The organism is Blastococcus sp. TML/C7B (assembly GCF_016612845.1).
In the GTDB taxonomy this organism is placed as follows: domain Bacteria; phylum Actinomycetota; class Actinomycetes; order Mycobacteriales; family Geodermatophilaceae; genus Blastococcus.
On record NZ_JAEOAA010000001.1, the window covers coordinates 1,753,337 to 1,779,598 of the forward strand.

Genomic DNA, 26,262 nt, shown 5'->3' on the forward strand with positions numbered 1-26,262 from the left:
CCGACGGCCCCCGTCGGCGGCTGTGGTGCTATTCGGGCATGGGTACCCGGGTCGCCTCCGGCCGCGACGCCGTGGCCGGTGAGCTCCGCGCCGCCGCGCCCCTCGCCCGCCGGCTCCGCGCGCCGGGCACCGCCCGGGCGCCCTGGCTGACCGCCGTCCTCAACGTGCAGGCCGCGCAGCGGCGCGCCGGGCGACCGGTGGCCGTCGTCGTCGACGGCAGCGGCCGGACCACGGCCGCCGCGGCCTTCCTGACCCTGCGCCGCCGGGGCCCCGTCACCGCGGTGACCCTGCTGGGCGACGGCCTCCCCGTGCCGCCCGGCGGCCCGACGGCCCGGCTGCTGGCCGCCGACGAGGACGCCGCGGCCGGGCTGGCCGACGGCATCGCCGACCTGCTCGGCCGGCTGCGCGGCCCGTGGTCGCTGCACCTGGCCGGCCTGCCGCTGGGGGATCCGACCGCCCGCCGGCTGGCCGCCCGCTGGCCCGCGGCCCGGATGGCCACCGCGCGCACCACCCGGCTGGTCGACGCCCTGGACGACGACGGCGCACCGGTCCGGCGAAGCAGCGACCCCCGGGAGATCGACCGGCTGCTGCCGGCGCTGCTGGCGCAGGAACCCGATCACCGGCACCGGGCGTTCCTGCGCGCCGCGGCGCGGCTGCACGCCGCCGCCGGCCGGCTGGAGGTCGCGGTCACCGACGGCGGCCCGGGTGGGCTGCTCACCCTGGTCGAGGACGCCGACCGCCGGCCGTGGTGGGCGCCGGCGGGGACGCCGGGGGTGCGGACCGAGCGCGGGGCGCCCTCGGCCGGGCTCTCCCTCCCGCTGCGCAGCCGGCTCCCGGCGCCGGACGTGGCCCGCCGCCTGGGGAGCCGGCGGCCCTAGCGGGCGGCGACCACCTGGTCGGCCCACCGCAGCCGCGCCTCCGCGGCGGGCCGGTCGCCGCCGCGGGCCACCAGGGTGATCTCGACGTCGTAGCTGCGGCCGGTCGGCTGGGGCGCCGAACCCGGCGGGCGCAACCAGGTGGCGAACCGTCCCGCGACGGTGAGCACGTCGCCGTCCTCGTCGACGCGCAGCTCGGGCGTCGCCAGCTCCGCGTACTCGGTGCGCGCGGTCCGGCATGCCGGGTCCCCGGCCGTCGCCGGCGCGACGGCGGCCAGGCAGTTGGCCGCCGGCAGCTGCAGCCGCGCGACGGTGCGCCCGCCGTCGGAGGTCAGCTCCAGCTCGGGGAAGGCGGCGGTGATGCCGACCGCGTGCTCCTCCAGGACGATCCCGTCGAAGGCGAACCGCGCGGTGTCGGCAGCCGGGGGAGCCGGGGGGCCCGGTTCCGGGGTGGGGTCCGGGGTCGGGGTGGGCGCGGCGGTCGGCGCCGCCGTGGGGGCGGCGACCGGCTCGGGCGACCGGGACCCCGCGGCCAGCGCCGCCGCGACGCCCACGAGCAGCAGCGCGACGACGGCGAGCACCGCGAGCGCGGTGCCGGGCGACGAGGCGGGTGCGGGCGCCGGCGGTGCGGGCTCGGGGATCTCGGCGGGCGCGGCGGGGGCGAGTACGGCCCACCCCTCCGGGACGTCGTCCGCCGCGCCGGGGGTGCCGGGGGGACGCGCCAGGAACTCGGCGAGGTCGTCGCGCGGCGGGACGTCGTCCGGCCCGGGAACCGGGGGCGCCGGGGGAGCCGCCGTCGGGCGGCCGCGCAGCCGGGCGGTGGTCGCCGCGACCGCGACCAGCAGCAGGATCCCGAGCACCGCGCCGAGCGCCATCCAGGGCCCGGCGGCCGCCGCGGGAACGTCCATCGCGCCCAGCATCCCAGGACGCCGGGACCGGCCTGCTCAGCCGGTGGGGTCGATCTCCTCCGGATCGCGGCCCAGGAGCACCGCGACCTGGTCGACGACGACGTCGCGCACGAGGTCCGCGAGGTCGTCCCGGTCGGCGGCGCGCAGCTCCAGCGGGCGCCGGTAGACGACGATCCGGGGCGGGACCTCCCGGCCGTCCTCGCGGTGCGCGGGCAGCACGCGGGCCAGGGGCACGCTGGCGTCGTCGAGCACGTCGGCGTCCAGCACCACGTCATCGGGGCTGGTGTGCTCCACCCAGGGCACGTCCTCGACGGCGAACTCCACGCCGGCCAGCTCCCGCTCCCAGCGGCGCTCGAGGTCCTCGACCGCGTCGAGGACGAGGTCGTCGAACTGCTCGGCCCGGCTGCGGGACAGCGGCACCTCCGCCGGCACGAGGCGGCCGCGCAGGCCGCGGCCGTGGCGGTCACGGCGGGAGCGGGCGGGGCGGCGGGAGGGACCGGTCATGACGGGCCGAAGCCTACGGCGAGGGACGCCCTCACCGGGGGAGTCGCCGCCAGACGGCCCGGGGGAGCAGCCGCATGAGGGCGAAGACCGGGCGCAGCACCCCCGGCACCCAGACCTCCCCGCGGCGGCCGGCCAGGCCGGCGACGACGGCGTCGGCCACCTGGTCGGGGGTGCTGGAGAACGGCGCGGGGGACATGCCCTCGGTCATCCGGCCGACGACGAAGCCGGGCCGGACCAGCAGCAGCCGCACCCCGGAGCCGGCGAGGGCGTCGGCCAGCCCGCTGGCGAACCCGTCGAGCCCGGCCTTGGCCGAGCCGTACACGTAGTTGGCGCGGCGCACCCGCACCCCGGCGACCGAGGAGAAGACGACCAGCGTGCCGCGCCCGGCCGCCCTCAGCCGCTGGGCCAGCAGGGTGAGCACGTGCACCTGCGCGGTGAGGTCGGTGTGCAGGACGGCGACCGCCGCGGCCGGGTCGCGCTCGGCGAGCGCCTGGTCGCCGAGCACGCCGAACGCCACGACGACCGTCCCCGGCACGCCGAAGCGCCGCTCCACCTCGTCGAGGACGGCCGCGTGACCGGCGAGGTCGTCGGCGTCGAACTCCACCCGGCCCACCGTCGTGGCGCCCGCGCGGCGCAGCTGCGCCTCCTGCTCGTCGAGGTCGGCGGACCGGCGTGCGGCCAGCACGACCGTGCCGAGACCGCGCGCGGCGAGCCGCTCCGCGACGGCCGTGCCGATCTCGCTGCGCCCGCCGAGGACGAGGACCGGTCCTGGTTCGATGCCCACGGGGTCATCGTGCAGGATGGGGCGCCCTCCCCGATTTCCCGGTGCGCCTTGCTGCGGTCGACCCGCAGGCGGGTTTACGGTGCATGCGTGAGGAACCGGTGGTGAGGCAGTCACGTCGCTGCTCGCGCAGCGGCCTGCGCGCAACCGGCAGCGGCGACTCTGACCTACGTGTACGCGGAGTCGACGGCCGTTGTCGGGCCGTTGGCGACCTTCTCGGAGCCGCACAGCTACGACCTCTGCGAGTTCCACGCCGAGCGGCTGACCGTGCCCCGCGGGTGGGAGGTCGTCCGGCACGAGATCGACCTGGACGACGTCGGCCCGACCGGCGACGACCTGCTCGCCCTGGCCGACGCCGTCCGCGAGGCGGCCCGGCCCGAGCCGCCGCGCGACCCGCTGGACGACGGCCGCGGCACGCGGCGCGGGCACCTGCGCGTCCTCCCCGACCTGCCCTGACGGGTGGTCGTACGAGCGGCCGGTCGCACCCGCCGATAGGGTCTCGGCGTGGCTGACCTCTCCTCGATCATCAAGGCCTACGACGTCCGCGGTGTGGTCCCCGACCAGTGGGACGAGGCCGTGGCCCGGTCGATCGGCGCCGCCTTCGCCGAGTTCGTGCACGGTGACAGCGGGGCGACCTCGGTGGTCACCGCCCACGACATGCGCGAGTCGTCGGTGCCGCTGTCGCGCGCCTTCGCCGAGGGCGTGATCAGCCGCGGGCTGGACGTCGTCGAGGCCGGCCTGGGCTCCACCGACATGCTGTACTTCGCCGCCGGCTCGCTGGACATCCCGGGCGCGATGTTCACCGCCAGCCACAACCCCGCGAAGTACAACGGCATCAAGATGTGCCGCGCCGGGGCCGCGCCGATCGGCCAGGACTCCGGCCTGGCCCAGATCCGCGCCTCCGCCGAGGCCGACGCCTACGACCGCGACCCCGGCCGGGTCGGCTCGGTGACCCAGCGCGACGTCATCCACGAGTACGCCGCGCACCTGCGGACCCTCGTCGACCTCTCGGGCATCCGGCCGCTGAAGGTCGTCGTCGACGCCGGCAACGGCATGGGCGGGCACACGGTGCCGGTCGTCCTGGCCGACCTCCCGCTGGAGGTCGTGCCCATGTACTTCGAGCTGGACGGCTCCTTCCCCAACCACGAGGCCAACCCGCTGGACCCGGCCAACCTGGTCGACCTGCAGGCCGCGGTGCGCGAGCACGGCGCCGACATCGGCCTGGCCTTCGACGGCGACGCCGACCGCGTGTTCGTCATCGACGAGCGCGGCGAGCCGGTCAGCCCGTCGGCGGTCACCGCCCTGGTCGCGGTCCGCGAGCTGGCCAAGGGCCACGGGACGACGATCATCCACAACCTGATCACCTCGAAGGCGGTTCCCGAGATCGTGCGCGAGCACGGCGGCGAGCCGGTGCGCACCCGCGTCGGGCACTCCTTCATCAAGGCCGAGATGGCCCGCACCGACGCCGTCTTCGGCGGCGAGCACTCGGCGCACTACTACTTCCGCGACTTCTGGCGGGCCGACACCGGCATGCTGGCCGCGATGCACGTGCTGGCCGCGCTCGGGGAGCAGTCCGGCACGCTGTCGGAGCTCACCGCGGCCTACTCGCGCTACGCCGCCTCGGGCGAGATCAACTCGACCGTCGACGACGCCGCGGCGCGGACGGCCGACGTCCGCGCGGCCTTCGCCGACCAGCCGGGGACGACGGTCGACGAGCTGGACGGGCTGACCGTCGAGCTGGCGGACGGCGCGTGGTTCAACCTGCGCGCCAGCAACACCGAGCCGCTGCTGCGGCTCAACGTGGAGGCGCCCGACGAGGCGCGGATGATCGAACTTCGGGACCAGGTGCTGGGGATGGTGCGGGCATGACGAGCAACACGACGACCGGTGGGCCGCTGAGGCTGGACCCCGAGCTGCTGGCCATCCTGGCCTGCCCGGACACCCACCACAGCCCGCTGACCGTGGACGAGGCGGCCGGCGAGCTGCTGTGCACGACGTGCGACCGGGCCTTCCCGGTGCGGGACGGCATCCCGGTGCTGCTGCTCGACGAGGCGCGTCGCCGGGGTGGCGGGGCGGACGGAGGACAGAGCAACGCATGATCCCGCCCGAGTTCGCCGAGGAGGTCCTCGACGACCTCGGGGTCCTGCGGGCCCGTGACCCGGCCGGGCTGCTGCCGGCCGTGGCCGGCGCGGGCGCGCAGGTACGGGAGACCGCCCGGCTGACCCGGGAGGCCGGCCTGGACCGGGTCACCGAGGGCGGCCGCCCGCGGGGTCTGGTGGTGGTCGCGCGCCGCGAGGGCGCCGTGGCCGCCTCGGTGCTACGCGCCCTGCTCGGCCCGGGCAGCCCGGTGACCGTGGACGTCGTGCCCGGGCCGGCGCTGCCGCTGTGGACCGGTCCCAGCGACGTGGTGGTGGTCGCGACCCGCACGGGGGCCGGCAGCTACGCCGTGGCGCCCGCGTACGAGGCCGCCCGCCGCGGCGTCTCGCTGCTGGGCATCGGCGCGGAGGACGCGCCGCTGCGCGCGGCCTGCTCCACCGCCCGCGCGCCGTACGTGCCGCTGCCGACGACCCGGGTCCGGCACACCACGCTGTGGTCGCTGCTCACGCCGGTGCTGCTGCTCGCCTCCGACCTCGGGTTGCTGCCCGGCGACGTCGCCGACCCGGACGCCATCGCCGCGGCGCTCGACGCGACCGCCGAGGAGTGCGGCCCGGCGAGGGACACCGTCGTCAACCCGGCCAAGACGCTGGCGCTCGAGCTGCTCGACGCGCTGCCGGTCATCGCCGCCGAGGGGCCGCTCGCGGGCGCGGCCGCGACCCGCATCGCCGACCAGCTGGCCACGCTCGCCGGCCTGCCCGCGACCGGCTTCCGGCTGCCGGACCAGCGGGTCGCGGCGTGCGCGGTCCTCGGTGGTCCGCTGGCGCCCGACGACGCCGACGACTTCTTCCGCGACCGCGCCGAGGACGCCGGCCGGCGGCTGCGGCTGCTCACCATCCGGGACGCCGCCGCGGGTGGCCACGACGGCGCCGGCGAGCGGGACCCGCGCTCGGCGGTCGAGGCGATGGACGAGGTGCTCGGCACCGCCGCGGCCCGGAACGTCCCGGTCAGCGCGCTGGCCGAGCACGGCGACCCGGCCGAGGGGCGGCTGGCTCGCCTGGCCCGCCAGCTCGCCGTCGCCGACTTCACCGCCGTCTACCTGGCGCTGGCGCTGGACACCCAGCGCGGGCGCCGGCCGTGACGGGTTCGGCGACCGCACCATCATGGGTAGGGCGCTCGTGCTGACCGACCGAAAGGACTCCCCGTGGCGGGTGGACTCGTAGCCCTGCTCGACGACGTGGCGGTGCTGGCCAAGGCCGCCGCCGCCTCGCTGGACGACATCGGCGCTGCTGCCGGCAGGGCCAGCATGAAGGCCGCCGGCGTCGTCGTCGACGACACCGCGGTGACGCCGCAGTACGTGCACGGGCTGAACGCCGAGCGCGAGCTGCCGATCATCCGGCGCATCGCGCTGGGCTCGTTGCGGAACAAGCTGCTGATCATCCTCCCGGCGATCCTGCTGCTCAGTGAGTTCCTGGACTTCCTGCTGACCCCGATCCTCATGGTCGGCGGCGCCTACCTCTGCTACGAGGGGGCGGAGAAGATCTGGCACCGGCTCAGCGGGCACGCCGAGGAGCACGCGACGGTCGAGGAGGCGCTCCCCGACGAGAAGACGATCGTCAGCGGGGCCGTGCGCACCGACTTCATCCTGTCCGCCGAGATCATGGTCATCTCGCTCAACGAGGTGGCCGGCGAGGGCTTCGTGTCCCGCGCGATCATCCTGGCCGTCGTCGCGGTGGGCATCACCGTGCTGGTCTACGGCGTCGTCGGCGTCATCGTGAAGATGGACGACGTCGGGCTCAACCTGGCCCAGCGCAGCAGCGCGGGGGTCGCCGCCCTCGGCCGCGGGCTGGTCAAGGCCATGCCGAAGCTGCTCAGCGTGCTCACCGTCGTCGGCACCGCCGCGATGCTGTGGGTCGGCGGGCACATCCTCCTGGTGGGCACCGACGAGCTGGGCCTGCACCTCTTCTACGACGTCGTCCACCACCTCGAGGAGGCCGCGCACGACGCGACCGGGGCGCTCGGCGGCGTCGTCGGCTGGTGCGTCAACACGCTCGGCAGCGCGCTGCTGGGCCTGGTCGTGGGCGCGGTGATCGTGGCCGTGATGACCCTCGTGGTCCACCGGAAGAAGGCCGGGAGCGGCGCGGCCGCGCACTGAGCGGGGACAGTAGGGCCATGCACACGGGGACGACCGACCGCACGCTGCTCTCGCCGGCCCGCCGACGCGCGGACCGGGACCGCCTCGCGACCGAGGTCGTCGACGTGCTGGTCATCGGCGGGGGCGTCACCGGCGCCGGCGCCGCGCTGGACGCGGCCAGTCGCGGGCTGACCGTCGGGCTGCTGGAGGCGCGCGACTTCGCGGCCGGCACCTCCAGCCGGTCGAGCAAGCTCATCCACGGCGGGCTGCGCTACCTCGAGCAGCTCGCGTTCCCGCTGGTCCACGAGGCGCTCCACGAGCGCGCCCGGCTGGTGCAGACGATCGCGCCGCACCTGGTCCGCCCGCTGCCGTTCCTGCTGCCGCTCACCGCCCCGGTGTGGCAGCGCGCCTACTTCGGCGCGGGCGTCGCGCTGTACGACGTCCTCGGCGCCGCCTTCACCTCGCACCGGCCGATCCCGCACCACCGGCACCTCTCCCGGACCGCCACCCTCGAGGCGTTCCCCGGGCTGCGCCGCGACGCGGTGCACGGCGCGATCCGCTACTGGGACGCCCAGGTCGACGACGCCCGGCACACGCTGGCCGTCGTCCGCACCGCCGCGGGCTACGGGGCGCGGGTGCTCTCCAGCGCCCGGGTCACCGGCCTGCTGCGGAACGGCAGCACCGTCGTCGGCGTGCGGGTCGCCGACCTCACCGACGGCTCGACGTTCACCGTGCGCGCCCGCAGCGTCGTCGCGGCGACCGGCGTCTGGAGCGACGACGTCGGCCGGATGCTCGGCGACGACGCCCCGAGCCTGAAGGTGCGGGCGTCCAAGGGCGTGCACCTGGTGGTGCCGCGGTCGGCCATCGACGGCGGCGCGCTCGCCACGGCGGGCGGGACGCCGGACGGCCTGATCCTGCGCACGCCGACCAGCGTGCTGTTCGTCATCCCGTGGGGCGAGGAGTGGATCGTCGGCACCACCGACACCCCGTGGAAGCTCGACCGCGACCACCCCGCGGCCAGCAGCGCCGACATCGCCTACCTGCTCGACCAGGTCAACCGGGTGCTGACCCGACCGGTGACGACCGACCAGATCCTCGGCGTCTACGCCGGGCTCCGGCCGCTGCTGGCGGGGGAGTCCGACGACACCAGCCGGCTGTCCCGGGAGCACGCCGTCGTGACGCCGGTGCCCGGTCTGGTGCTCGTGGCCGGCGGCAAGTACACGACCTACCGGGTGATGGCCGAGGACGCCGTCGACGCGGCGGTCGCCGGGCTGCCCGGGGTGCCGCCCTCGCGCACCGCGCACCTGCCCCTGGTCGGGGCGCACCGCTGGGCGCAGGTGCGCGGCACCGCCGCGGCCCTCGCCGCGCGGTCCGGGCTGCCGGAGGCGGCGGTGGAGCGGCTCCTGCACCGGCACGGTGACCGCACCGCCGACGTGCTGGCGCTCGCCGCCGCGGACCCCGACCTCGCCGCGCCGCTGCCCGGGGCGCCGGACTACCTGGCCGCGGAGGTCGTGCACGCGGTCACCGCCGAGGGCGCCCTGCACCTGGACGACGTGCTCACCCGGCGCACCCGGATCTCCATCGAGACCGGGCACCGGGGGGTGGAGACCGCGCCCCGGGTCGCCGCCCTCATGGCCCGGGAGCTGGGCTGGGACGCCGAGCGCACCGACCGCGAGGTCGAGCACTACGCCGCCCGGGTGGACGCCGAGCGCGAGTCGCAGCGGATGCCCGACGACCGGACGGCCGACGCCGCGCGGCTCGGCGCGCCCGACGTGCGCGCCGGGGTGGCCGGCGGGAGCCCGGAGGGGCGGCTGGTGCAGGAGGGCCGGGCGGCATCGGCGGGCGGCTCCTGAGCGGAGCCGGGAAGTTAGCCTGACCCCATGTGGCAGCTTCAGAACGCGGTGCGTCACTACCCGTGGGGCTCGCGCACGGTCATCCCGGAACTCCTGGGGCTGCCCTCGCCGGCCGACCGGCCGCACGCCGAGCTGTGGATGGGCGCGCACCCCGACGAGCCCAGCGTGCGCTCCGACGGCGTCCCGCTGGACAAGGCGATCGCCGAGGAGCCCGAGCTGCTGCTGGGCCCCGAGGTCGTCAACCGGTTCGGTGCCCGGCTGCCGTTCCTGATGAAGGTGCTCGCCGCCGACCAGCCGCTCTCGCTGCAGGCGCACCCGACCAACGAGCAGGCCGCGGCCGGGTTCGCCGCCGAGGAGGCCGCGGGCGTGCCGCGCGACTCCCCGACGCGCACGTTCAAGGACCGGTCGCACAAGCCGGAGATCCTGCTGGCGCTGACGCCGTTCGAGGCCCTCTGCGGGTTCCGGCCGGTCGAGGAGTCGTTGCACTGCCTGGCCAAGCTGCAGGTGCCCGAGCTCAAGCCGACCATCGCGGCGCTGGCCCGCGGTGGCCTGCGGGCCGCGATCCCGCAGCTGATCGCGCTCTCCCCGGAGAACCGCGGCGCGCTCGTGGACGCGGTCGCCGAGGCCGCGGCGGGCTTCGTCGCGGCGCACGACCCCGAGTTCATCAACACCTACCGGTGGGCGGCCTCGCTCGCCGAGACCTACCCGGGCGACCCGGGCGTGGTCATCTCGCTGATGTGCAACCACCTCAAGCTGGAGCCCGGCGAGGCGGTGTTCATGCCCGCGGGCAACCTGCACGCCTACCTCTCCGGGGCCGGCGTCGAGGTCATGGCCAGCTCGGACAACGTGCTGCGCGGCGGGCTGACCGGCAAGCACGTCGACCTCGCGGCGCTGATCGAGGTGCTCGACTTCACCGACGGCCGGGTGCCGGTGCTGCACCCGGTCCTCGGGCCCGGTGGGCTGCGCTACCCCGTGCCGGTGGAGGACTTCGACCTCACCCGCTGCCAGCTCGGCGACCAGGCCGGCACGCTCACCACCCGTGGCCCGCAGCTGCTGCTGTGCACCGAGGGCACCGCGGTGCTGTCCTCGGCCGAGGAGTCGCTGACCCTGGGCAAGGGCGAGTCCGCGTTCGTGCCGGCGGGCACGCCGGTGAGCGCCCACGGCCCCGCGGTGCTCTACCGGGCGACCACGAACGTCCCCTGACGGTGTGACGCGGGCGGTGCCGCGACCTGCGTGTCGCGGCACCCGGCGGGAGCGCGCCCGGCCTACGTTCCGGGGCGCTGCCGTCTGATACCGGGGGAACTCCGTGACCGAACGCCCGCCCGGCCGTCCCGGGCGCCTCGCGCGGGCGGTGCTCGGGCCGCTGGTGGCGGCCGGCCTGCTCGGCGGGTGCGCCGTGCAGGCGACCGCCGCCGACGAGGTGGCCCTCACCACCGCTCCCTCCGTCGCGCCCGACGCCCCGCCGGTCGAGCCCGCGCCGGCCCCCTCGCCCGACGGCGCCGCACCGGCGACGGCGCTGGCCGCGCTGGAGGCGCTCGAGGTCAAGGGGCGGGCGCCGCGGACCGGCTACGACCGCGACCTGTTCGGCGACGGCTGGGTGGACACCGACCGCAACGGCTGCGACACCCGCAACGACGTCCTGGCCCGCGACCTGACCGGCGAGACGTTCAAGCCCGGCACCCGCGACTGCGTCGTCCTCACCGGCTCGCTGGCCGATCCGTACTCGGGCCGCACCATCGGGTTCCAGCGCGGGCAGGGGACCAGCGAGGCGGTGCAGATCGACCACGTCGTGGCGCTGTCCGACGCCTGGCAGAAGGGCGCCCAGCAGTGGGACGCCGGCACCCGCGCCCGGTTCGCCAACGACCCGCTCAACCTGCTGGCCGTCGACGGGCCGCTGAACATGCAGAAGAGCGACGGCGACGCCGCCACCTGGCTGCCGCCGCGGACGGCGTTCCGCTGCACCTACGTCGCCCGGCAGGTCGCGGTGAAGCTGAGCTACGGCGTCTGGGTCACCCAGGCGGAGAAGGACGCCATGGCCCGGGTGCTGGGCTCCTGCCCGGACGAGCCGCTGCCCGGGGGAGTGGTGGCCGCGCAGCCGCAGCCGGCCACCGCGCCGGAGCAGCCGCCGGTCGTCGTCGGCCCCATGGGGGTCGAGCCGGGACCCGCGCCGACCTACGCGAACTGCGCGGAGGTGAAGGCCGCCGGCGCCGCGCCGATCCGCGCCGGCGACCCCGGGTTCTCGCCCCGGTTCGACGGCGACGGCGACGGGGTCGGCTGCGAGTCCTGACCCCGGCGGGTGGTCGAGGGGGGACGGGGTTGCGCCCGGCGCCTATCCTGGACGACGGCACGAGCCCCGCCGAAGCCTCGGCATGCTCGCTCTCCCCCCGTCACGGGGGGATCGAAGCGATCCTGCATCCGACTGCACCGCCCGGCTCCGCGCCGGGCACACCCTGGAGCTTTCATGACCGCCAGCACTGGCACCCGTCCGCTGACCACCCCCACCGGCGAGGCCGACTACAAGGTCGCCGACCTCTCCCTCGCGGGCTTCGGCCGCAAGGAGATCCAGCTCGCCGAGCACGAGATGCCCGGCCTCATGGCGCTGCGCGAGGAGTACGGCGACGCCCAGCCCCTCGCCGGCGCGCGCATCGCCGGCTCGCTGCACATGACCGTGCAGACCGCCGTCCTCATCGAGACCCTGACCGCGCTGGGCGCCGACGTCCGCTGGGTCAGCTGCAACATCTTCTCCACCCAGGACCACGCCGCCGCGGCGATCGTCGTCGGCGAGGGCACCCCCGAGGAGCCCGCCGGCGTCCCGGTCTTCGCCTGGAAGGGCGAGACCCTCCCCGAGTACTGGTGGTGCACCCAGCGCCTGTTCGAGTTCCGCGACGAGAGCGGCGACGTCGTCGGCCCGAACATGCTGCTCGACGACGGCGGCGACGCCACCCTGCTGGTGCACCTCGGCACCCGCTTCGAGGCCGACGGCGTCGTCCCCGACACCACCGACGCGGACTCCGAGGAGTACGCGGTCATCCTCGAGACCCTCCGCGGCACGCTCGCCGAGGACCAGGGCTACTGGACCCGCATCGGCCAGGGCATCAAGGGCGTCACCGAGGAGACCACCACCGGCGTCATGCGGCTCTACGAGCTCGCCCGCGACGGCCGCCTGCTCTTCCCGGCGATCAACGTCAACGACTCGGTCACCAAGAGCAAGTTCGACAACCTCTACGGCTGCCGGCACTCGCTCATCGACGGCCTCAACCGCGCCACCGACGTCATGATCGGCGGCAAGGTGGCCGTGGTCTGCGGCTACGGCGACGTCGGCAAGGGCTGCGCGGAGTCGCTCCGCGGCCAGGGCGCCCGCGTGATCATCACCGAGATCGACCCGATCAACGCCCTGCAGGCCGCCATGCACGGCTACGAGGTGACCACGCTGGACGAGGTGATCGGCAAGGCCGACATCATCATCACCACGACCGGCAACAAGGACATCATCTCGGCCGAGCAGCTGGCCTCGACCAAGCACCAGGCGATCATCGGCAACATCGGCCACTTCGACAACGAGATCGACATGGCCGGCCTGGCGAAGACCCCCGGCGTGGTCCGCACGACCATCAAGCCGCAGGTCGACGAGTGGCGGTTCGAGGACGGCCACACGATCATCGTGCTCTCCGAGGGCCGGCTGCTGAACCTCGGCAACGCCACCGGGCACCCGAGCTTCGTCATGAGCGCCTCGTTCTCCAACCAGACGCTGGCGCAGATCGAGCTGTGGAGCAACCGGGCGGCCTACGAGGGCAAGGAGCCCACGGTCACCGTGCTGCCGAAGAAGCTCGACGAGCACGTGGCGCGGCTGCACCTGGACGCCCTCGGCGTGAAGCTGACGGTGCTGACCAAGGTGCAGGCCGACTACATCGGCGTCCCCGTCGAGGGCCCGTACAAGAGCGACCACTACCGCTACTGAGCCCGGTAGACCGCAGGGAGCACCCCATCCGCCCCACCCGGGCGGGTGGGGTGCACCCATGTTCGGGGCAGGTCAGCGCAGAATGGGCCCCGTGCCACCCACCGCTCCGCAGAACGGGCCCAGCCGCGGCCGTGTCCTCGTCGTCGACGACGACGCCGCCCTCGCCGAGATGCTCGGGATCGTGCTGCGCCGGGAGGGGTACGAACCGGCCTTCGTCTCCGACGGCAACCGCGCCCTCGGGGTCTTCCAGCAGACCCGCCCGGACCTCGTCCTCCTGGACCTGATGCTGCCCGGCCGCAACGGCCTGCAGATCTGCCAGGACATCCGGACGCAGTCGACCGTGCCGATCGTGATGCTCACGGCCAAGGGCGACACGATCGACGTCGTCCAGGGGCTGGAGGCCGGCGCCGACGACTACGTCACCAAGCCGTTCAAGCCCGTCGAGCTCGTCGCCCGCGTGCGCGCGCAGCTGCGCCGCGGCGAGACCGGGCAGGCCGAGAGCCTGTCCATCGGCGACGTGCAGATCGACGTCCCCGCCCACCAGGTCACCCGCGACGGCGTGCCGGTCGCGCTCACCCCGCTGGAGTTCGACCTGCTGGTGGCGCTGGCCCGCAAGCCGCGGCAGGTGTTCACCCGCGAGCTGCTGCTCGAGCAGGTGTGGGGCTACCGGCACGCTGCGGACACCCGGCTGGTGAACGTCCACGTGCAGCGGCTGCGCGCGAAGATCGAGAAGGACCCGGAGCGCCCCGAGGTCGTCCTGACGGTGCGGGGGGTCGGCTACAAGGCCGGCCCGCCGTGAGCCGCGCGGGCAGGGGCGCGCCGTGCCCGACAATGGGGTCGTGACCGCCACCTCCACCCCTCCGGCGGAGACCGGCACGACGGCACCCCGCCCCCCGGGCCCGCGCCGGAGCGAGCTGGCGCGGCTCCGCCGGGGCCTGCGCCGGCGGGCCGGTGCCGGCCGCCGCCGGATCCGGTCGGTCACCCGGCGCGCGGTGCGCCGCGCGGTGCACGCCTGGCGCTCGTCGCTGCAGGTGCGGATCGGCGCCATCACCATGGCGGTGGCCGGCACGGTGGTGATCATCGTGAGCCTGGTGCTGTTCAGCCAGATCCGCGACCAGCTGCTCTCGGTCAAGCGGCAGGCGGCCATCGACCAGGCGCAGGCCGGCGTCATCTACGCGCAGAACGAGGTGGCCGGCATCGCCACCGGCGACGCCTCGAGCGTGCGCGCCACCCTCGCCCGCACCGGCAACGCGCTGCTCCAGCGCGGCGGCGCGGCCGGCGACTTCGACGTCGTCATGGTCTACCGCAGCGGCGGCCGGGAGGTGCCCGGCCCGAGTCGCGCGCTGATCTACCAGGCGCTGCCCGCCGACCTGCGGGCCGACGTCGACGCCGGCAACCAGTCCTACCGCTACGACGAGATCCCCGACGACGCCGGCGAGCCGCGGGCGTCGCTGGTCATCGGCGCGCCGGTGCAGGGCGACACCGGGGGCACCGAGCAGATCGAGCTCTACTACGTCTTCCCGCTGAGCCAGGAGGCGGAGAGCCTCGCGCTGATCCGCAGCACCGTGGTGATCAGCGGGTTCGCCCTGACGATGTTCGTCGTCGGCATCGGGGTGCTGGTCACCCGGCTGGTGGTCGACCCGGTGCGCCGGGCGGCCGGGACGGCGCAGCGGCTGGCCGAGGGCCAGCTCGAGGAGCGGATGGCGGTGCGCGGCGAGGACGACCTCGCCCGGCTGGCCACCAGCTTCAACGCCATGGCCGACAGCCTCCAGCGGCAGATCACCCAGCTGGAGGGGCTCTCCCAGCTGCAGCAGCGGTTCACGTCCGACGTCTCGCACGAGCTGCGCACCCCGCTGACCACCGTGCAGATGGCCGCCGAGGTGCTGCACGAGGCGCGCGGCGACTTCCCGGCGCACGTGGCCCGCTCCGCCGAGCTGCTGCGCGCCGAGCTGGACCGGTTCGAGCGGCTGCTCACCGACCTGCTGGAGATCAGCCGCTACGACGCCGGCGCGGCGACCCTGGAGGCGGAGTCGACCGACCTGGGCGCGATCGTGGCCCGGGTCGCCGCCGGCATGTACTCGCTGGCCGAGCGGCACGGCTGCGAGCTGACCGTCGACCGGCCCGACGACGACGTGATCGCGGAGGTCGACGCGCGGCGGGTCGAGCGCATCCTGCGCAACCTCGTCGGCAACGCGATCGAGCACGGGGCGGGCAGGCCGGTGGAGATCACCCTGGCGGCCAACCGGAGCGCGGCGGCGGTGACCGTCCGCGACCACGGCGTCGGCCTGAGCTCGGCCGACGCCCAGCACGTGTTCGACCGGTTCTGGCGCGCGGACCCCTCCCGCGTGCGCAGCGTCGGCGGCAGCGGCCTGGGCCTGTCGATCAGCCTCGAGGACGCCCGGCTGCACGGGGGCTGGCTGCAGGTCTGGGGCCAGCCCGGGGCCGGGGCCCAGTTCCGGCTCACCCTGCCGCTGACCGCCGGCGGGGAGCTGACCAGCTCGCCGCTGCCGCTGCGCCCGCTGGTGGTCCGCCGCGCGGGAGGTGCGTCGTGAGCCGGCGGGCGGTGCTGCCGGCGCTGGCCGCTGCGGTGCTGCTGGCGCTGACCGCGTGCTCCATCGTCCCGACCAGCTCGCCGACGGTGCAGATCACCCAGGCGCCGGAGCGGCCGGTCCAGGACGTCGAGCCCCCGCCGCTGCCCCCGGCGGCCGGGGCGACACCCGAGGAGATCGTGCGGGGCTTCATCGACGCCGCCGCCAGCAGCGTGCGCGGGCGCCCCGTGGCCGCGGAGTACCTGACCGCCGAGGCGGCGAGCACGTGGTCCGACGCCACCGGCATCACGATCATCGGGCAGGGCTACGCGACCGTGGCCAGCGAGGCCGGCTCGGTCGACGTGACCGCGACCCAGGTGGGCACCGTGGACCCGCGCGGCTCGTTCACCGTCGCCCGGAACGAGCCGTTCACCTTCGACTTCCCGCTGGCCGAGGTCGACGGCGAGTGGCGGATCACCGACACCCCCGACGTCCTGGTGATGCTCGAGCCGGACTTCGAGCGGCTGTACGACCCGGTGGCCGCCTACTTCCTCGACCCCACCCTGCAGCAGCTCGTGCCCGACCCCCGCTACCTGATCCGCGGCGAGGCCCAGCCCACGGCGCTGGTGGAGCGGCTCATCGAGGGGCCCTCGCCGACGCTGGCCCCCGGCGTCCGCAACCCCCTGTCCGGGGTCCGGCTGGCCCGCACGGTCACCGTCGAGGGGCAGACCGCGACGGTCGACCTCGCCGACCTCGTGGTCGGACCGGGCACCCCGCTGCGCGAGCTGTGCGCCCAGCTGGTCTGGTCGCTGGCCCAGCTCGAGGACCTGCGGATCCGCTCGGTGGAGATCACCGTCGACGGCGAACCGCTGGACCTCGAGGACGTGCCGCGGGAGCAGACCACCGACGACTGGGCCGCCTTCGACCCCGACGCCACCTCGCTGGAGACGGTCGGCCACTACCTCGACCTCACCGGCGCGCTGCGCACCGCCGACACCGGGGAGCCGGCCCCCGGCCCGGCCGGGGCCCCGGGGTACGGGCTCGCCTCGGCCGCCGTCTCCGCCGACGCCCGGGACGGCAGCCTGAGCTCCCTGGTCGGCGTGCGGCAGGAGTTCGACGGCGCGGTGCTGCTGACCGGGCGCTACGGCGGTGATCTGGCGCCGCTGCTCCGCGGGGCCACCTTCAGCGCGCCGACCGTGGCCGCCACCCGCCCCGAGGTGTGGGTGGTCCGCGACGGCGCCGAGATCGTCCGCGTGCCGGCGGGCGTGCCGCAGGCCGCGCCGCAGGCGGTGAACGCGCCCACGCTCGCGGGCCTCGGCCGGGCGCAGGTGCTCGAGCTCTCGCCGGACGGCACCCGCGTCGCGGTGGTCATCGCCGGTGCGCTGGGGCCGCGGCTGCACGTGGGCACGGTCGTGCGCTCCGACGAGGCCGGGGTGGCCGTCCGCGACCTGCTGCCGGTCGCGCCGACGCTGTCCGCGGTCCTCGACGTGGCCTGGCGCTCGGCGGGCCAGCTGTGGGTGCTGGCCGGCGACCCGGGGGAGGAGCAGCCGTACTCGCTCGGCGTCGACGGCTGGGGCCTGACCACGGTGCGGACCTCGGGGCTGCCCGCGCCGCCCACGTCGCTCGGCGCGACGCCCGGCCGCCCGCCGCTGGTCGCCGCCGGCGGCACGCTCTGGCAGTGGCTCAACGGCACGTGGGGCACGCTGGTCCGCGGCCAGGAGCCGCTGAGCGGATCGGCGCCGTTCTACCCGCTGTAGGTCGCCGGCCGCCGGGCCGGGACGGCCGTCCACAGATCGGCTGCCGGGGTTCCGGGCCGCGCCCCGGGCGGTCAGGCTGCCCGCGTGGGCGGTTCCGCGTGGTCCGCGCTGGCCGACCTGGTGCTGCCGCGCACCTGCGCCGGCTGCGGGCTGCCCGGTGCTGCGCTCTGCCCCGGGTGCGGTGCGCTGCTGGCCCGCCCGCACCTGGCCACCCCGCGGCGCTTCCCCGAGGGCTTCCCGCCGACGGTGGCCGCCGGCGCCTACGCCGGTCCGGTGCGCCCGGCGGTGCTCGCGTTCAAGGAGCGCGGCCGGGCGGAGCTGGCCCGCCCCCTGGGGACGGCGCTCGCGCTGGCGGTCGCCGCCGTCGTCTCCGCGCTGCCCGGCCCGCCGGGGGAGGTGCTGCTCGTGCCGGTGCCCAGCTCGTCGGCCGCGCTGCGCTCCCGGGGGCGGGACCACGTCCGCGAGCTCACCGGTCGCGCCGTCCGCGAGCTGCGCGCCGCGGGGCTGCCCGCGGCGCAGCGCCGCCTGCTGCACCGCCGCGGACGGGTCCGCGACTCCGCCGGGCTGTCGGCGGCTCAGCGGCGGGCCAACCTGGCCGGGACGTTCGTCCTCGCCCCGGGGGCGGCCGCGGGAACGGGGCCGCTCGTCCTCGTCGACGACGTCGTGACCAGCGGCGCGACGCTCACCGAGGCGGGCGCGGTGCTCGCCGGGCTGGCCGGTCCGGGCGCACTGCCGGTGCTCGCCGCGGTCGTCGCCGCGACCCCGCGGGAGCGTCCGCGGGGGACCCGCGGCCGACTGTCGGGACCGGGTCCGAGGGACTAGCGTCGACGTGACCGAACGCCGGATTCTCACCGGGAGGTCTCATGGAGATCGTCGTCCGTGGTCGCAATGTCGAAGTTCCCGAGCACTACCGCCAGCTGGTCGAGGACAAGGTCGGGACCACCGACCGGTTCGACCGGAAGCTGAAGATCCTCCGGATCGACGTGGAGCTGTTCCACGAGAAGAACCCCCGCCAGGCGGCCAGCGCCCAGCGGGTGGAGATCACCCTGCGGGGCAAGGGCCCCGTCGTACGCGCCGAGGCCAACGGCCCGGACTTCTACGCCGCGCTCGACCTCGCGGTGACCAAGCTGGACAACCGGTTGCGCCGCGCGGCCGACCGGCGCCGCGTCCACCACGGCCGGCGGACCCCGGCCAGCGTCCGCATGGCCGACAGCGGTGCGCTCGGCGCCGTCGTCGACGTGACCCCCACCGAGCTCGACCAGGCCGACGGTCCGCTCGTGACCGAGCTGGACGAGCACCTGCCCGGCCGCATCGTCCGGGAGAAGATCCACCCGGCGACGCCGATGCACGTCGACCAGGCCCTCCACGAGATGGAGCTGGTCGGCCACGACTTCTTCCTCTTCCAGTGCGCCGACACCGGGCAGCCGACGGTGGTCTACCGCCGGCACGCCTACGACTACGGCCTGATCCGGCTGGCACCGGTGTCGCAGGACGGCGTCGGGTCGGCCCCCGTCGCCACCCCGGCCGGCGCACCCGCCTGACCCCGGGAGGAGGGCGCCCGCCGCGGGCGCCCTCCTCCCGCTCAGTCGTCGGGCAGGCGCGAGAACAACGCGGCATCGCCTTGCGTGCCGTCCCGATAGGGCAGGCCGGCGCGGATGACCCCCTCACGGACGAACCCCGCGCGCAGCGCTACCGCCTGGGACGCGGTGTTCCGCACGTCGGCAGCCAGGTGCACACGAACGGCGTCGTGGCGAAACGCCCAGTCGGCCAGCGCCCGCGCCGCCTCGGCGGCGTACCCCTGCCCGCGGGCCCAGGGCGCGACCCAGTAGCCGACGCCCGGGCCGAGCATGCCCCTCGTGAAGTGCAGTCCCGCGGAGCCGACGAACCGACCGTCGGCCTCCACGGCCGTGAGCAGTCCGCGGCCTTCTGCGCGTCCCGACACCGTGGTCTCGGTGACGAACGCCAGCGCATCGGCCTCCGTGTACGGCACCGGCACGGTCGTCCAGCGCTGGATGTCGGCATCCTGGCAGGCGCGGTGCACCGCCCCCACGTCGTCGGCCCGGTAGGGCCGCAGCACGAGCCGCTCGCTGCGCACGACCTCCGTGGGGAGGTCGATCAGGGACAGGTCCACGGACGCAGTGTCAGGCGTTGCCGAGCACCCGGTCCACCGAGATCTCGATGACCACGCGGGCCGGGTTCTCCCGGGGGGTGCGGTACCGCCGCGCGTAGCGCTCGACGGCGTCGGCGACGGACGCCGCGTCGTCCTTCACCACGGCGGTCCCCTCCAGCGTCAGCCACCGGGCGCCGTCGACCTGGCAGACGGCGACGCGGGGCTGACCGGCGCGCACGTGCCGGGCCTTCGCCGACGTGCCCGAGGTGATGATGCGGGCGGTGGCGGTGGCCGGGTCGTAGGTGACCCCGACCGGGACCACGTGCGGGCTGCCGTCGGCGCGCAGCGTGGTCAGCGTCGCCAGGTGCCGCTCGGTGAGGAACTCGAGGGTGGTCGGGGCGAGGTCTGCGGGGTTCCTGGACACCCGCGGGAGGCTAGAGCAACCGGCCGGGCGGTTCGGAAACGCGCTGGGGCTGCGTTCCCAGGTCGCACGCCTACGCTGGGGTCGTGGTGTTCCAGAAGATCCTCCGCGCCGGCGAGGGCAAGCAGGTCCGACGACTCTCCAAGATCGCCGACGCGGTCGAATCCCTGGCCGACGACTGCGTCGAGCTCAGCGACGCGGAACTCCGGGCGAAGACCGACGAGTTCAAGGAGCGGTACGCCGACGGGGAGTCCCTCGACCAGCTGCTGCCGGAGGCGTTCGCCGTCGTCCGCGAGGCGGCGACCCGCACGCTGGGGCAGCGGCACTTCCGCGTGCAGCTCATGGGTGGTGCGGCGCTGCACCTGGGGAACATCGCCGAGATGAAGACCGGTGAGGGCAAGACCCTCACCGGCGTGCTGGCGGCCTACCTCAACGCCCTGACCGGCGACGGCGTGCACATCGTCACCGTCAACGACTACCTGGCCGCCCGTGACGCGGAGTCCATGGGCCGGGTGCACCGCTTCCTCGGGCTGAACGTCGGCACGATCCTCTCCGGGCAGCCCCCGGCGACCCGGCGCGAGCAGTACGGCTGCGACATCACCTACGGCACGAACAACGAGTTCGGCTTCGACTACCTGCGCGACAACATGGCCTGGAGCAAGGCCGACCTGGTGCAGCGCGGCCACCACTTCGCGATCGTCGACGAGGTCGACTCGATCCTCATCGACGAGGCGCGCACCCCGCTGATCATCAGCGGCCCGGCCGAGACCAGCGCCAAGTGGTACGGCGAGTTCGCCCGCATCGTCCCGATGATGAAGCGCGACGTGCACTACGAGGTCGAGGAGTCCAAGCGGACCGTCGCCGTCACCGAGGAGGGCGTCGAGTTCGTCGAGGACCAGCTCGGCATCGACAACCTGTACGAGGCGGTCAACACCCCGCTGATCGGCTACCTGAACAACGCCCTCAAGGCCAAGGAGCTGTTCAAGAAGGACCAGCAGTACATCGTCACCAACGGCGAGGTGCTGATCGTCGACGAGTTCACCGGTCGGGTGCTCTCCGGGCGCCGCTACAACGAGGGCATGCACCAGGCCATCGAGGCCAAGGAGAAGGTGAAGATCAAGGACGAGAACCAGACGCTCGCCACGATCACCCTCCAGAACTACTTCCGGCTCTACGAGAAGCTCTCCGGGATGACCGGCACGGCCCAGACCGAGGCCGCCGAGCTGCACCAGACCTACAAGCTGGGCGTCGTCCCCATCCCGACGAACCGGCCGATGATCCGCGAGGACCGCTCGGACGTCATCTACAAGACCGAGACGGCCAAGTTCGACGCCGTCGTCGACGACATCGCCGAGCGGCACGCGAAGGGCCAGCCGGTCCTGGTCGGCACCGCGAGCGTCGAGAAGTCCGAGGTGCTGGCGAAGTTCCTGCTGCGCCGAGGCATCCCGCACGAGGTCCTCAACGCCAAGAACCACGCCCGTGAGGCCGCGATCATCGCGATGGCCGGCCGGGCCGGGTCGGTCACCGTCGCCACCAACATGGCCGGGCGGGGCACCGACATCCAGCTCGGCGGGAACGCCGAGTTCATCGCCGACGAGGCGCTGCGGGCCCGCGGGCTCTCCCCGGCGGAGACGCCGGAGGAGTACGAGGCCGCCTGGGACGACGCCCTCGCGTCGGCCAAGGCGCAGGTCAAGGCGGAGCACGAGCAGGTCGTCGAGGCCGGTGGCCTCTACGTGCTGGGCACCGAGCGGCACGAGTCGCGCCGCATCGACAACCAGCTGCGCGGTCGCTCGGGCCGGCAGGGAGACCCGGGGGAGTCGCGGTTCTACCTCTCCCTGGGCGACGACCTGATGCGCCGGTTCAACGGGCCGATGCTCGAGTCGATGATGACCACGCTGCGGGTGCCCGACGACCAGCCGATCGAGTCCAAGATGGTCAGCCGGGCGATCAAGTCCGCGCAGACCCAGGTCGAGCAGCAGAACTTCGAGGTCCGCAAGGACGTCCTCAAGTACGACGAGGTGCTCAACCGCCAGCGCACCGTCATCTACGACGAGCGGCGCAGGGTGCTCGAGGGCGCCGACCTGCACGAGCAGCTGCGCTCGATGGTCGACGACGTCGTCGCCGCCTACGTCGACGGCGCGACCGAGACCGGCTACGCCGAGGACTGGGACCTCGACCAGCTGTGGACCGGCCTCAAGGCCCTCTACCCGGTGGGCGTGACCGTCGACGACGTCGTCGCCCGGCTGGGCGGCGGCGAGCAGGCCGAGATCTCCGCCGAGGACCTCAAGACCGAGCTGCTCGAGGACGTGCACCGCGCCTACGAGGCGCGCGAGTCCGCGCTCGGCTCGCAGGTGATGCGCGAGCTGGAGCGGCGGGTGCTGCTCAGCGTCCTGGACCGCAAGTGGCGCGAGCACCTCTACGAGATGGACTACCTGCGGGCCGGCATCCACCTGCGCGCGATGGCCAACCGCGACCCGGTCGTGGAGTACCAGCGGGAGGGCTACGACATGTTCAACGCGATGCTCGACGGCATCAAGGAGGAGTCGGTCGGCTTCCTGTTCAACCTCGAGGTCAAGACCAAGGAGGAGCAGGAGGCGGAGGCCAAGGCCAAGCAGGACGAGGCCGAGGCCAAGGCGCTCGCCGCGGCCCAGGAGGGGACGGCGCGGGTGCTGGCGCGCCAGGCCGCCGAGGCGAAGATCGCCGCCGCGGCGGCCGCCGAGGCCGCGCACGCGGCGCACACCCACGGCGCGGCCGCGCCGACCGCGCGCCGGTCGGGCACCGCGCGGAAGGCGGAGCCGGCGGCGCCCGCGGCCGCTGCCGCGCCGACCGCGCCCTCCCCGTCGGGCACCGGGCCGGAGCTCTCGGTCAAGGGCCTCGACGAGGTGCGCCGGGTGCCGGAGAACCTCACCTACTCCGCGCCGAGCCTGGACGCCTCCGCCAAGGACAGCGGCCGGGCCAAGGCCGCGAAGACCGCGACGGTCAGCGGCACCAAGGAGACCCCGCGCAACGCGCCCTGCCCGTGCGGCTCGGGCAAGAAGTACAAGCAGTGCCACGGAGCGGCCGGCAGCTGACCGGCCGACAGGGAGGCGCCGGCCAGGCGGTACCGCCGGCCGGCGCCTCCCGTCACTTCGTCGGCTCGACCGCCAGGTCACCGGGGGCCGGGTGCACGGCCGGTTCCGCCCGGGGCGTCCGGCCGTGGTCGGGGACCAGCGAACGGAACCGGCGCACCGGCCGCTCGACGGCGACGTAGAGGCAGGCCGCGATCGCGACGCTCGCCCCCCAGACGATGACGAAGACGGGGATCGGCGGCCCGGTCAGGACCGGGATCTCCAGCCAGGCGTAGAAGCCGGCGAGCAGCGGCATGTGCACGAGGAAGACCCCGTAGGAGACCTCGCCGAGACGGCGAGCCGTCGCCCCGGACAACGCCCGGCGCACGAGACCGCCGTGCTCCTGCCCGAGCACCAGCGGCAGCACGACCAGCACCGCGATGCCCATGTAGAGGACGTTGCGGGTGACCGACTCGACCGGCGTCGGCTGCGCGAACGTGTACGGCCCGGACAGCGGCGTGCAGGCGACCCAGTACAGGACGGCCGCCGCGGCCCAGCACACCACCAGGTGCCGGCCCAGGGCGCGGACCACACGGACCGGCGCCCAGCCGCGATCGGCGACGGAGAGCAGCGCCAGGGCCATGCCGCCGGCGAACCACCCGGCGAACGACGGCAGCCACAGGTGCATCGGGTGGTAGCCCCACGGGTGGAGCCGGACCAGGTACAGGAAGAGCGGCCCGGCCACGGCCAGCCCGCCCAGGGCCAGCAGGGCGGGCCACGGTCGGGCGGCCCGACCGCGGGACAGCCGGCCCAGCCCCGCGGCCAGCACCGGGAGGACGGCGTAGAAGGCGACCTCCGTGCAGAGGCTCCACATCTGGTCCAGCCCGCCGATCGGGCCCTCGTCGCCGTAGACCTGGACCAGGGCGAGGTGCTGCAGCAGCTTTCCCGCGTTGGTGCCCTCGTTGACCGGGAGGAACAGCACCGCCCCGATGACGGTCAGCCAGTAGGTCGGGAGAATGCGCAGGGCGCGCCGCCACAGGTAGGCGCGCGTGTCGGGCGCCGCGTCGCCCCGGACGGCGGCCAGCGGGAACGGCCGGAAGAGCAGGAAGCCGGACAGCACGAAGAACACCGGGACGCCGACCTCGAGGTGGGCCAGCGCGCTCGCGCCGATGCCGGTGTCCGACGAGCTGGTGCCGGTGATGAAGGCGACGTGGCTGACCACGATGGCGGTGGCGGCGAGGATGCGCAGACCGTCGAGAGCGGGGAAGGCGCGCTCCTGGGCCGCGGCCGGGCCGCCGTCGAGCAGGGCGGAGGCGGTCACGGCGTCGTCCCCCCGGTCGCGTGCTGCGGAACCGCGACCGCAGGGACGGTCGCGAGGGTCGCGGCGGCGGGTGCCTGGTGCCGCCCGGGCGCTGGAGCGGCGGCGCGGGACCGGTCGGGGACCAGCGTCCGGAAGCGGCGCAGCGGGCGCTCGACGGCGGCGTACATGCCGGCCGCGATCGTGACGCTGGCGCCGAGGACGAGCACGGTGACGGGGATGAAGCCGCCGTTGAGGGCCGGGAGCGCGAGCCAGGAGTACAGGCCGGTGAGCAGCGGCACGTGCACGAGGAACACCCCGTAGGAGATCTCGCCGAGGCGGTGCGCGGTCGTGCCGGACAGGGCGCGGCGCACCGGCCCGCCCCGTTCCTGGCCCAGCACCAGCGGCAGCACGAGGAGGACGGCGACCCCCATGTGCAGCAGCAGGTTGCGGATGACCAGCTCGGCCGGCCCCGCCGGGTCGAAGTAGTTGTGCGGCCCGGCGACCGGCGTGCACGCGACCGCGTAGAAGGCCGCCGCGCCGAGCCAGCACACGCCCAGGTGGCCGCCCAGCGCCCGCGCCGCCCGGACCGGGGCCCAGTCGGGGTCGGCGACCGTGAGCAGCGCGAGGGCCATCCCGCCGGCGAACCAGCCGAAGAGCGACGGCAGCCAGATGTTGGTCGGGTACAGCTCCCACGGGTTCCTCATGGCGACGTACAGGAACACCGAACCGGCGACGGTGAGCCCGAGGAGGGCGAGCAGTGCGGGCCAGGGCCGGTCCGGCCGGCCGCGCGAGAGCCACACCAGCCCGGCCGCCAGCAGCGGCAGGACGGCGTAGAACGCGACCTCCGTGGAGAGGCTCCACACGTGGTCCAGGCCATGGGCGGTCGTGAAGCCGTTGTCGTCGTAGATCTGCGTCAGCGTCAGGTAGCGCAGCAGGACGTCGGCGCCGGTGGCCGTGTTGTCCGGGAGGAAGAGCACGGCAGCGGCCACCGTGACCCAGTACGCCGGGAGGATCCGGAGCGCCCGCCGCCACAGGTAGGCACCGGCGCCGGGTGCCGGGACCCCGCGGGCGGCCGCCGACGGGAAGGGCCGGAACAGCAGGAAGCCGGAGAGGACGAAGAACACCGCGACGCCGACGCCGAGGTGCGAGAGCATGCTCGCCCCGTACCCGTCCTCGACGCTGGCGCCGGTGCGGGACGCGGTGTGGCTGACGACGACGGCGACCGCGGCGATGATCCGCATCCCGTCCAGCGCCGGGAACGCACGTTCCTGTGCTGCCGCCGGCCCCCCGTCGAGCACGGCAGATGCCGTCATGAGTCCTCCGTCCGCCCGTGGCGGGGGACGGTAACCACGGCGATAGCGCTGGTCAATCGGCTGGAACGCGGCAGATCCGCAGCCCTCCGGCTAACCGATCTGCAGCGCGGTGCACCGCCACCGGCCGTCGATGCCCTCGAGCCGGGCCGCCACGGCGTGCGCCCGGCCGCCCCGGTGGGCGACCGCGCTGACCTCGGCCACGCCGTCGACCGGCTCGCAGACGTGCACCGGGCCGACCAGCAGCGGCGCGGTTCCTCCCGAGCACCAGCGGGGCCGCCGGCCGCGGGCGAGCGCGGTGAAGACCCCCGGCGAGGTCAGCGACTGGAGCTGCCCGACCGGCCGCCGCCCGGCGAGCACCTCGAGCGCGAGCGTCACCACCCGGCGGCCCGCCTCGCCGGCCGCGGGGAGGTCCGCGCGCTGCGACCACGTGGGGCCGAACTCGTCGTCCCGCGGCACGGGACCGGCCGGGCGCGGCCGCGGACCGGGGCGGTGCGGCGGCCGGGGGACGGCGACGCCGGGCACCACGAGGCGGACCGGCACGCGCGGGTCCTGCAGCGGGGGCTGCGGCGTCGGGACGCGGACCAGGCGCAGCCGGGCGGGCGCGGTCGCGGGCGTCGGGCGGGTGGGGGCGGGGTGGACGGGGACGGTCATGCGGGCTCCCGTGGTCGAGGTCGGTCGA

At 75.2% G+C, this 26,262-nt stretch carries 24 protein-coding genes; 16 read left to right on the top strand and 8 right to left on the bottom strand.

Annotated features, from left to right (window positions below):
- The first annotated feature begins 38 nt into the window (after positions 1-38).
- Positions 39-878, top strand: a complete 840-nt coding sequence (locus JKP76_RS08535; protein ID WP_200490476.1) for a hypothetical protein — start codon at positions 39-41, stop codon at positions 876-878.
- On the opposite strand, the gene JKP76_RS08540 is transcribed toward JKP76_RS08535, so the two are convergent.
- The 3 genes from JKP76_RS08540 to JKP76_RS08550 are packed head-to-tail and all read right to left on the bottom strand — an operon-like array spanning position 875 to position 3,071.
- On the bottom strand, positions 875-1,783 hold the full coding sequence (locus tag JKP76_RS08540) for a hypothetical protein (RefSeq protein ID WP_200490478.1): 909 nt from the start codon (positions 1,781-1,783) through the stop codon (positions 875-877). The genes JKP76_RS08535 and JKP76_RS08540 overlap by 4 nt on opposite strands.
- Before the next feature lie 36 nt (positions 1,784-1,819).
- Entirely contained in the window at positions 1,820-2,287 is a 468-nt protein-coding gene (locus JKP76_RS08545) for a metallopeptidase family protein (RefSeq protein WP_200490479.1), read from the bottom strand.
- A gap of 31 nt (positions 2,288-2,318) precedes the next feature.
- The gene (locus JKP76_RS08550; RefSeq protein ID WP_309229894.1) at positions 2,319-3,071 is read right to left on the bottom strand and encodes an SDR family NAD(P)-dependent oxidoreductase; all 753 of its coding nucleotides are present in this window, start codon (positions 3,069-3,071) and stop codon (positions 2,319-2,321) included.
- Between the two features lie 168 nt (positions 3,072-3,239).
- Here JKP76_RS08550 and JKP76_RS08555 point away from each other — a divergent pair, with 168 nt between their 5' ends.
- The 14 genes from JKP76_RS08555 (at position 3,240) to hpf (ending at position 18,933) form a co-directional block, all read left to right on the top strand.
- The gene (locus JKP76_RS08555; protein WP_309232891.1) at positions 3,240-3,524 is read left to right on the top strand and encodes a DUF3499 domain-containing protein; all 285 of its coding nucleotides are present in this window, start codon (positions 3,240-3,242) and stop codon (positions 3,522-3,524) included.
- 48 nt (positions 3,525-3,572) lie between these two features.
- Positions 3,573-4,937, top strand: a complete 1,365-nt coding sequence (locus tag JKP76_RS08560; protein WP_200490481.1) for a phosphomannomutase/phosphoglucomutase — start codon at positions 3,573-3,575, stop codon at positions 4,935-4,937.
- Complete coding sequence (locus tag JKP76_RS08565) at positions 4,934-5,167, top strand: Trm112 family protein (protein WP_242471229.1); 234 nt, start codon at positions 4,934-4,936, stop codon at positions 5,165-5,167. Before JKP76_RS08560 ends, JKP76_RS08565 begins: the two co-directional genes overlap by 4 nt.
- On the top strand, positions 5,164-6,303 hold the full coding sequence (locus JKP76_RS08570; RefSeq protein ID WP_200490483.1) for an SIS domain-containing protein: 1,140 nt from the start codon (positions 5,164-5,166) through the stop codon (positions 6,301-6,303). Before JKP76_RS08565 ends, JKP76_RS08570 begins: the two co-directional genes overlap by 4 nt.
- Positions 6,304-6,366: 63 nt before the next feature.
- Entirely contained in the window at positions 6,367-7,317 is a 951-nt protein-coding gene (locus JKP76_RS08575; protein WP_200490484.1) for a DUF808 domain-containing protein, read from the top strand.
- A gap of 17 nt (positions 7,318-7,334) precedes the next feature.
- Positions 7,335-9,149 carry a glycerol-3-phosphate dehydrogenase/oxidase gene (locus tag JKP76_RS08580; RefSeq protein WP_200490485.1) on the top strand — a complete coding sequence of 605 codons (1,815 nt, stop codon included), beginning with the start codon at positions 7,335-7,337 and terminating at the stop codon, positions 9,147-9,149.
- Positions 9,150-9,176: 27 nt separating this feature from the next.
- On the top strand, positions 9,177-10,352 hold the full coding sequence (gene manA, locus JKP76_RS08585) for a mannose-6-phosphate isomerase, class I (RefSeq protein ID WP_200490486.1): 1,176 nt from the start codon (positions 9,177-9,179) through the stop codon (positions 10,350-10,352).
- Between the two features lie 103 nt (positions 10,353-10,455).
- Entirely contained in the window at positions 10,456-11,436 is a 981-nt protein-coding gene (locus JKP76_RS08590; RefSeq protein ID WP_309229892.1) for a DUF1524 domain-containing protein, read from the top strand.
- Positions 11,437-11,610: 174 nt separating this feature from the next.
- Positions 11,611-13,107 carry an adenosylhomocysteinase gene (ahcY, locus tag JKP76_RS08595; RefSeq protein ID WP_200490487.1) on the top strand — a complete coding sequence of 499 codons (1,497 nt, stop codon included), beginning with the start codon at positions 11,611-11,613 and terminating at the stop codon, positions 13,105-13,107.
- A gap of 82 nt (positions 13,108-13,189) precedes the next feature.
- Positions 13,190-13,906, top strand: a complete 717-nt coding sequence (gene mtrA, locus JKP76_RS08600) for an MtrAB system response regulator MtrA (RefSeq protein WP_200491345.1) — start codon at positions 13,190-13,192, stop codon at positions 13,904-13,906.
- A 40-nt stretch (positions 13,907-13,946) separates the two neighbouring features.
- Entirely contained in the window at positions 13,947-15,659 is a 1,713-nt protein-coding gene (gene mtrB, locus JKP76_RS08605; protein ID WP_200490488.1) for an MtrAB system histidine kinase MtrB, read from the top strand.
- The gene (locus JKP76_RS22970) at positions 15,656-17,392 is read left to right on the top strand and encodes an LpqB family beta-propeller domain-containing protein (RefSeq protein WP_200490489.1); all 1,737 of its coding nucleotides are present in this window, start codon (positions 15,656-15,658) and stop codon (positions 17,390-17,392) included. The genes mtrB and JKP76_RS22970 overlap by 4 nt, the downstream gene beginning before the upstream one ends.
- 84 nt (positions 17,393-17,476) lie before the next feature.
- Positions 17,477-18,214: a ComF family protein gene (locus JKP76_RS08615; RefSeq protein ID WP_200490490.1), complete on the top strand. Its 738-nt coding sequence runs from the start codon at positions 17,477-17,479 to the stop codon at positions 18,212-18,214.
- A 41-nt stretch (positions 18,215-18,255) separates the two neighbouring features.
- Positions 18,256-18,933 carry a ribosome hibernation-promoting factor, HPF/YfiA family gene (hpf, locus tag JKP76_RS08620; RefSeq protein ID WP_200490491.1) on the top strand — a complete coding sequence of 226 codons (678 nt, stop codon included), beginning with the start codon at positions 18,256-18,258 and terminating at the stop codon, positions 18,931-18,933.
- A 41-nt stretch (positions 18,934-18,974) separates the two neighbouring features.
- Here hpf and JKP76_RS08625 read toward each other — a convergent pair whose 3' ends face one another.
- Both JKP76_RS08625 and JKP76_RS08630 read right to left on the bottom strand, forming a co-directional pair.
- On the bottom strand, positions 18,975-19,487 hold the full coding sequence (locus tag JKP76_RS08625; RefSeq protein ID WP_200490492.1) for a GNAT family N-acetyltransferase: 513 nt from the start codon (positions 19,485-19,487) through the stop codon (positions 18,975-18,977).
- 46 nt (positions 19,488-19,533) lie between these two features.
- Entirely contained in the window at positions 19,534-19,926 is a 393-nt protein-coding gene (locus JKP76_RS08630; protein WP_200490493.1) for a pyridoxamine 5'-phosphate oxidase family protein, read from the bottom strand.
- A gap of 83 nt (positions 19,927-20,009) precedes the next feature.
- Between JKP76_RS08630 and secA the strand changes: the two genes are divergently transcribed.
- Positions 20,010-22,994, top strand: coding sequence for a preprotein translocase subunit SecA (gene secA / locus JKP76_RS08635; RefSeq protein ID WP_200490494.1), 2,985 nt, complete (start codon positions 20,010-20,012; stop codon positions 22,992-22,994).
- 52 nt (positions 22,995-23,046) lie between these two features.
- On the opposite strand, the gene JKP76_RS08640 is transcribed toward secA, so the two are convergent.
- From JKP76_RS08640 to JKP76_RS08650, 3 genes are all read right to left on the bottom strand, one after another.
- Positions 23,047-24,291 (bottom strand): acyltransferase, encoded by a 1,245-nt coding sequence (locus JKP76_RS08640; RefSeq protein ID WP_200490495.1) that lies wholly within the window; start codon positions 24,289-24,291, stop codon positions 23,047-23,049.
- On the bottom strand, positions 24,288-25,583 hold the full coding sequence (locus JKP76_RS08645; protein WP_200490496.1) for an acyltransferase: 1,296 nt from the start codon (positions 25,581-25,583) through the stop codon (positions 24,288-24,290). The genes JKP76_RS08640 and JKP76_RS08645 overlap by 4 nt, the downstream gene beginning before the upstream one ends.
- A gap of 90 nt (positions 25,584-25,673) precedes the next feature.
- Positions 25,674-26,234, bottom strand: coding sequence for an Rv3235 family protein (locus JKP76_RS08650; protein WP_200490497.1), 561 nt, complete (start codon positions 26,232-26,234; stop codon positions 25,674-25,676).
- Between the last annotated feature and the right edge of the window lie 28 nt (positions 26,235-26,262).

Bases quoted from the DNA above. Each gene is read 5' to 3' on its own strand.
- JKP76_RS08535 (WP_200490476.1), top strand. From the start codon at position 39: ATGGGTACCCGGGTCGCCTCCGGCCGCGACGCCGTGGCCGGTGAGCTC.
- JKP76_RS08540 (WP_200490478.1), bottom strand. From the start codon at position 1,783: ATGGACGTTCCCGCGGCGGCCGCCGGGCCCTGGATGGCGCTCGGCGCG.
- JKP76_RS08545 (WP_200490479.1), bottom strand. From the start codon at position 2,287: ATGACCGGTCCCTCCCGCCGCCCCGCCCGCTCCCGCCGTGACCGCCAC.
- JKP76_RS08565 (WP_242471229.1), top strand. From the start codon at position 4,934: ATGACGAGCAACACGACGACCGGTGGGCCGCTGAGGCTGGACCCCGAG.
- JKP76_RS08570 (WP_200490483.1), top strand. From the start codon at position 5,164: ATGATCCCGCCCGAGTTCGCCGAGGAGGTCCTCGACGACCTCGGGGTC.
- JKP76_RS08580 (WP_200490485.1), top strand. From the start codon at position 7,335: ATGCACACGGGGACGACCGACCGCACGCTGCTCTCGCCGGCCCGCCGA.
- manA (WP_200490486.1), top strand. From the start codon at position 9,177: ATGTGGCAGCTTCAGAACGCGGTGCGTCACTACCCGTGGGGCTCGCGC.
- ahcY (WP_200490487.1), top strand. From the start codon at position 11,611: ATGACCGCCAGCACTGGCACCCGTCCGCTGACCACCCCCACCGGCGAG.
- mtrA (WP_200491345.1), top strand. From the start codon at position 13,190: ATGGGCCCCGTGCCACCCACCGCTCCGCAGAACGGGCCCAGCCGCGGC.
- hpf (WP_200490491.1), top strand. From the start codon at position 18,256: ATGGAGATCGTCGTCCGTGGTCGCAATGTCGAAGTTCCCGAGCACTAC.
- JKP76_RS08645 (WP_200490496.1), bottom strand. From the start codon at position 25,583: ATGACGGCATCTGCCGTGCTCGACGGGGGGCCGGCGGCAGCACAGGAA.
- JKP76_RS08650 (WP_200490497.1), bottom strand. From the start codon at position 26,234: ATGACCGTCCCCGTCCACCCCGCCCCCACCCGCCCGACGCCCGCGACC.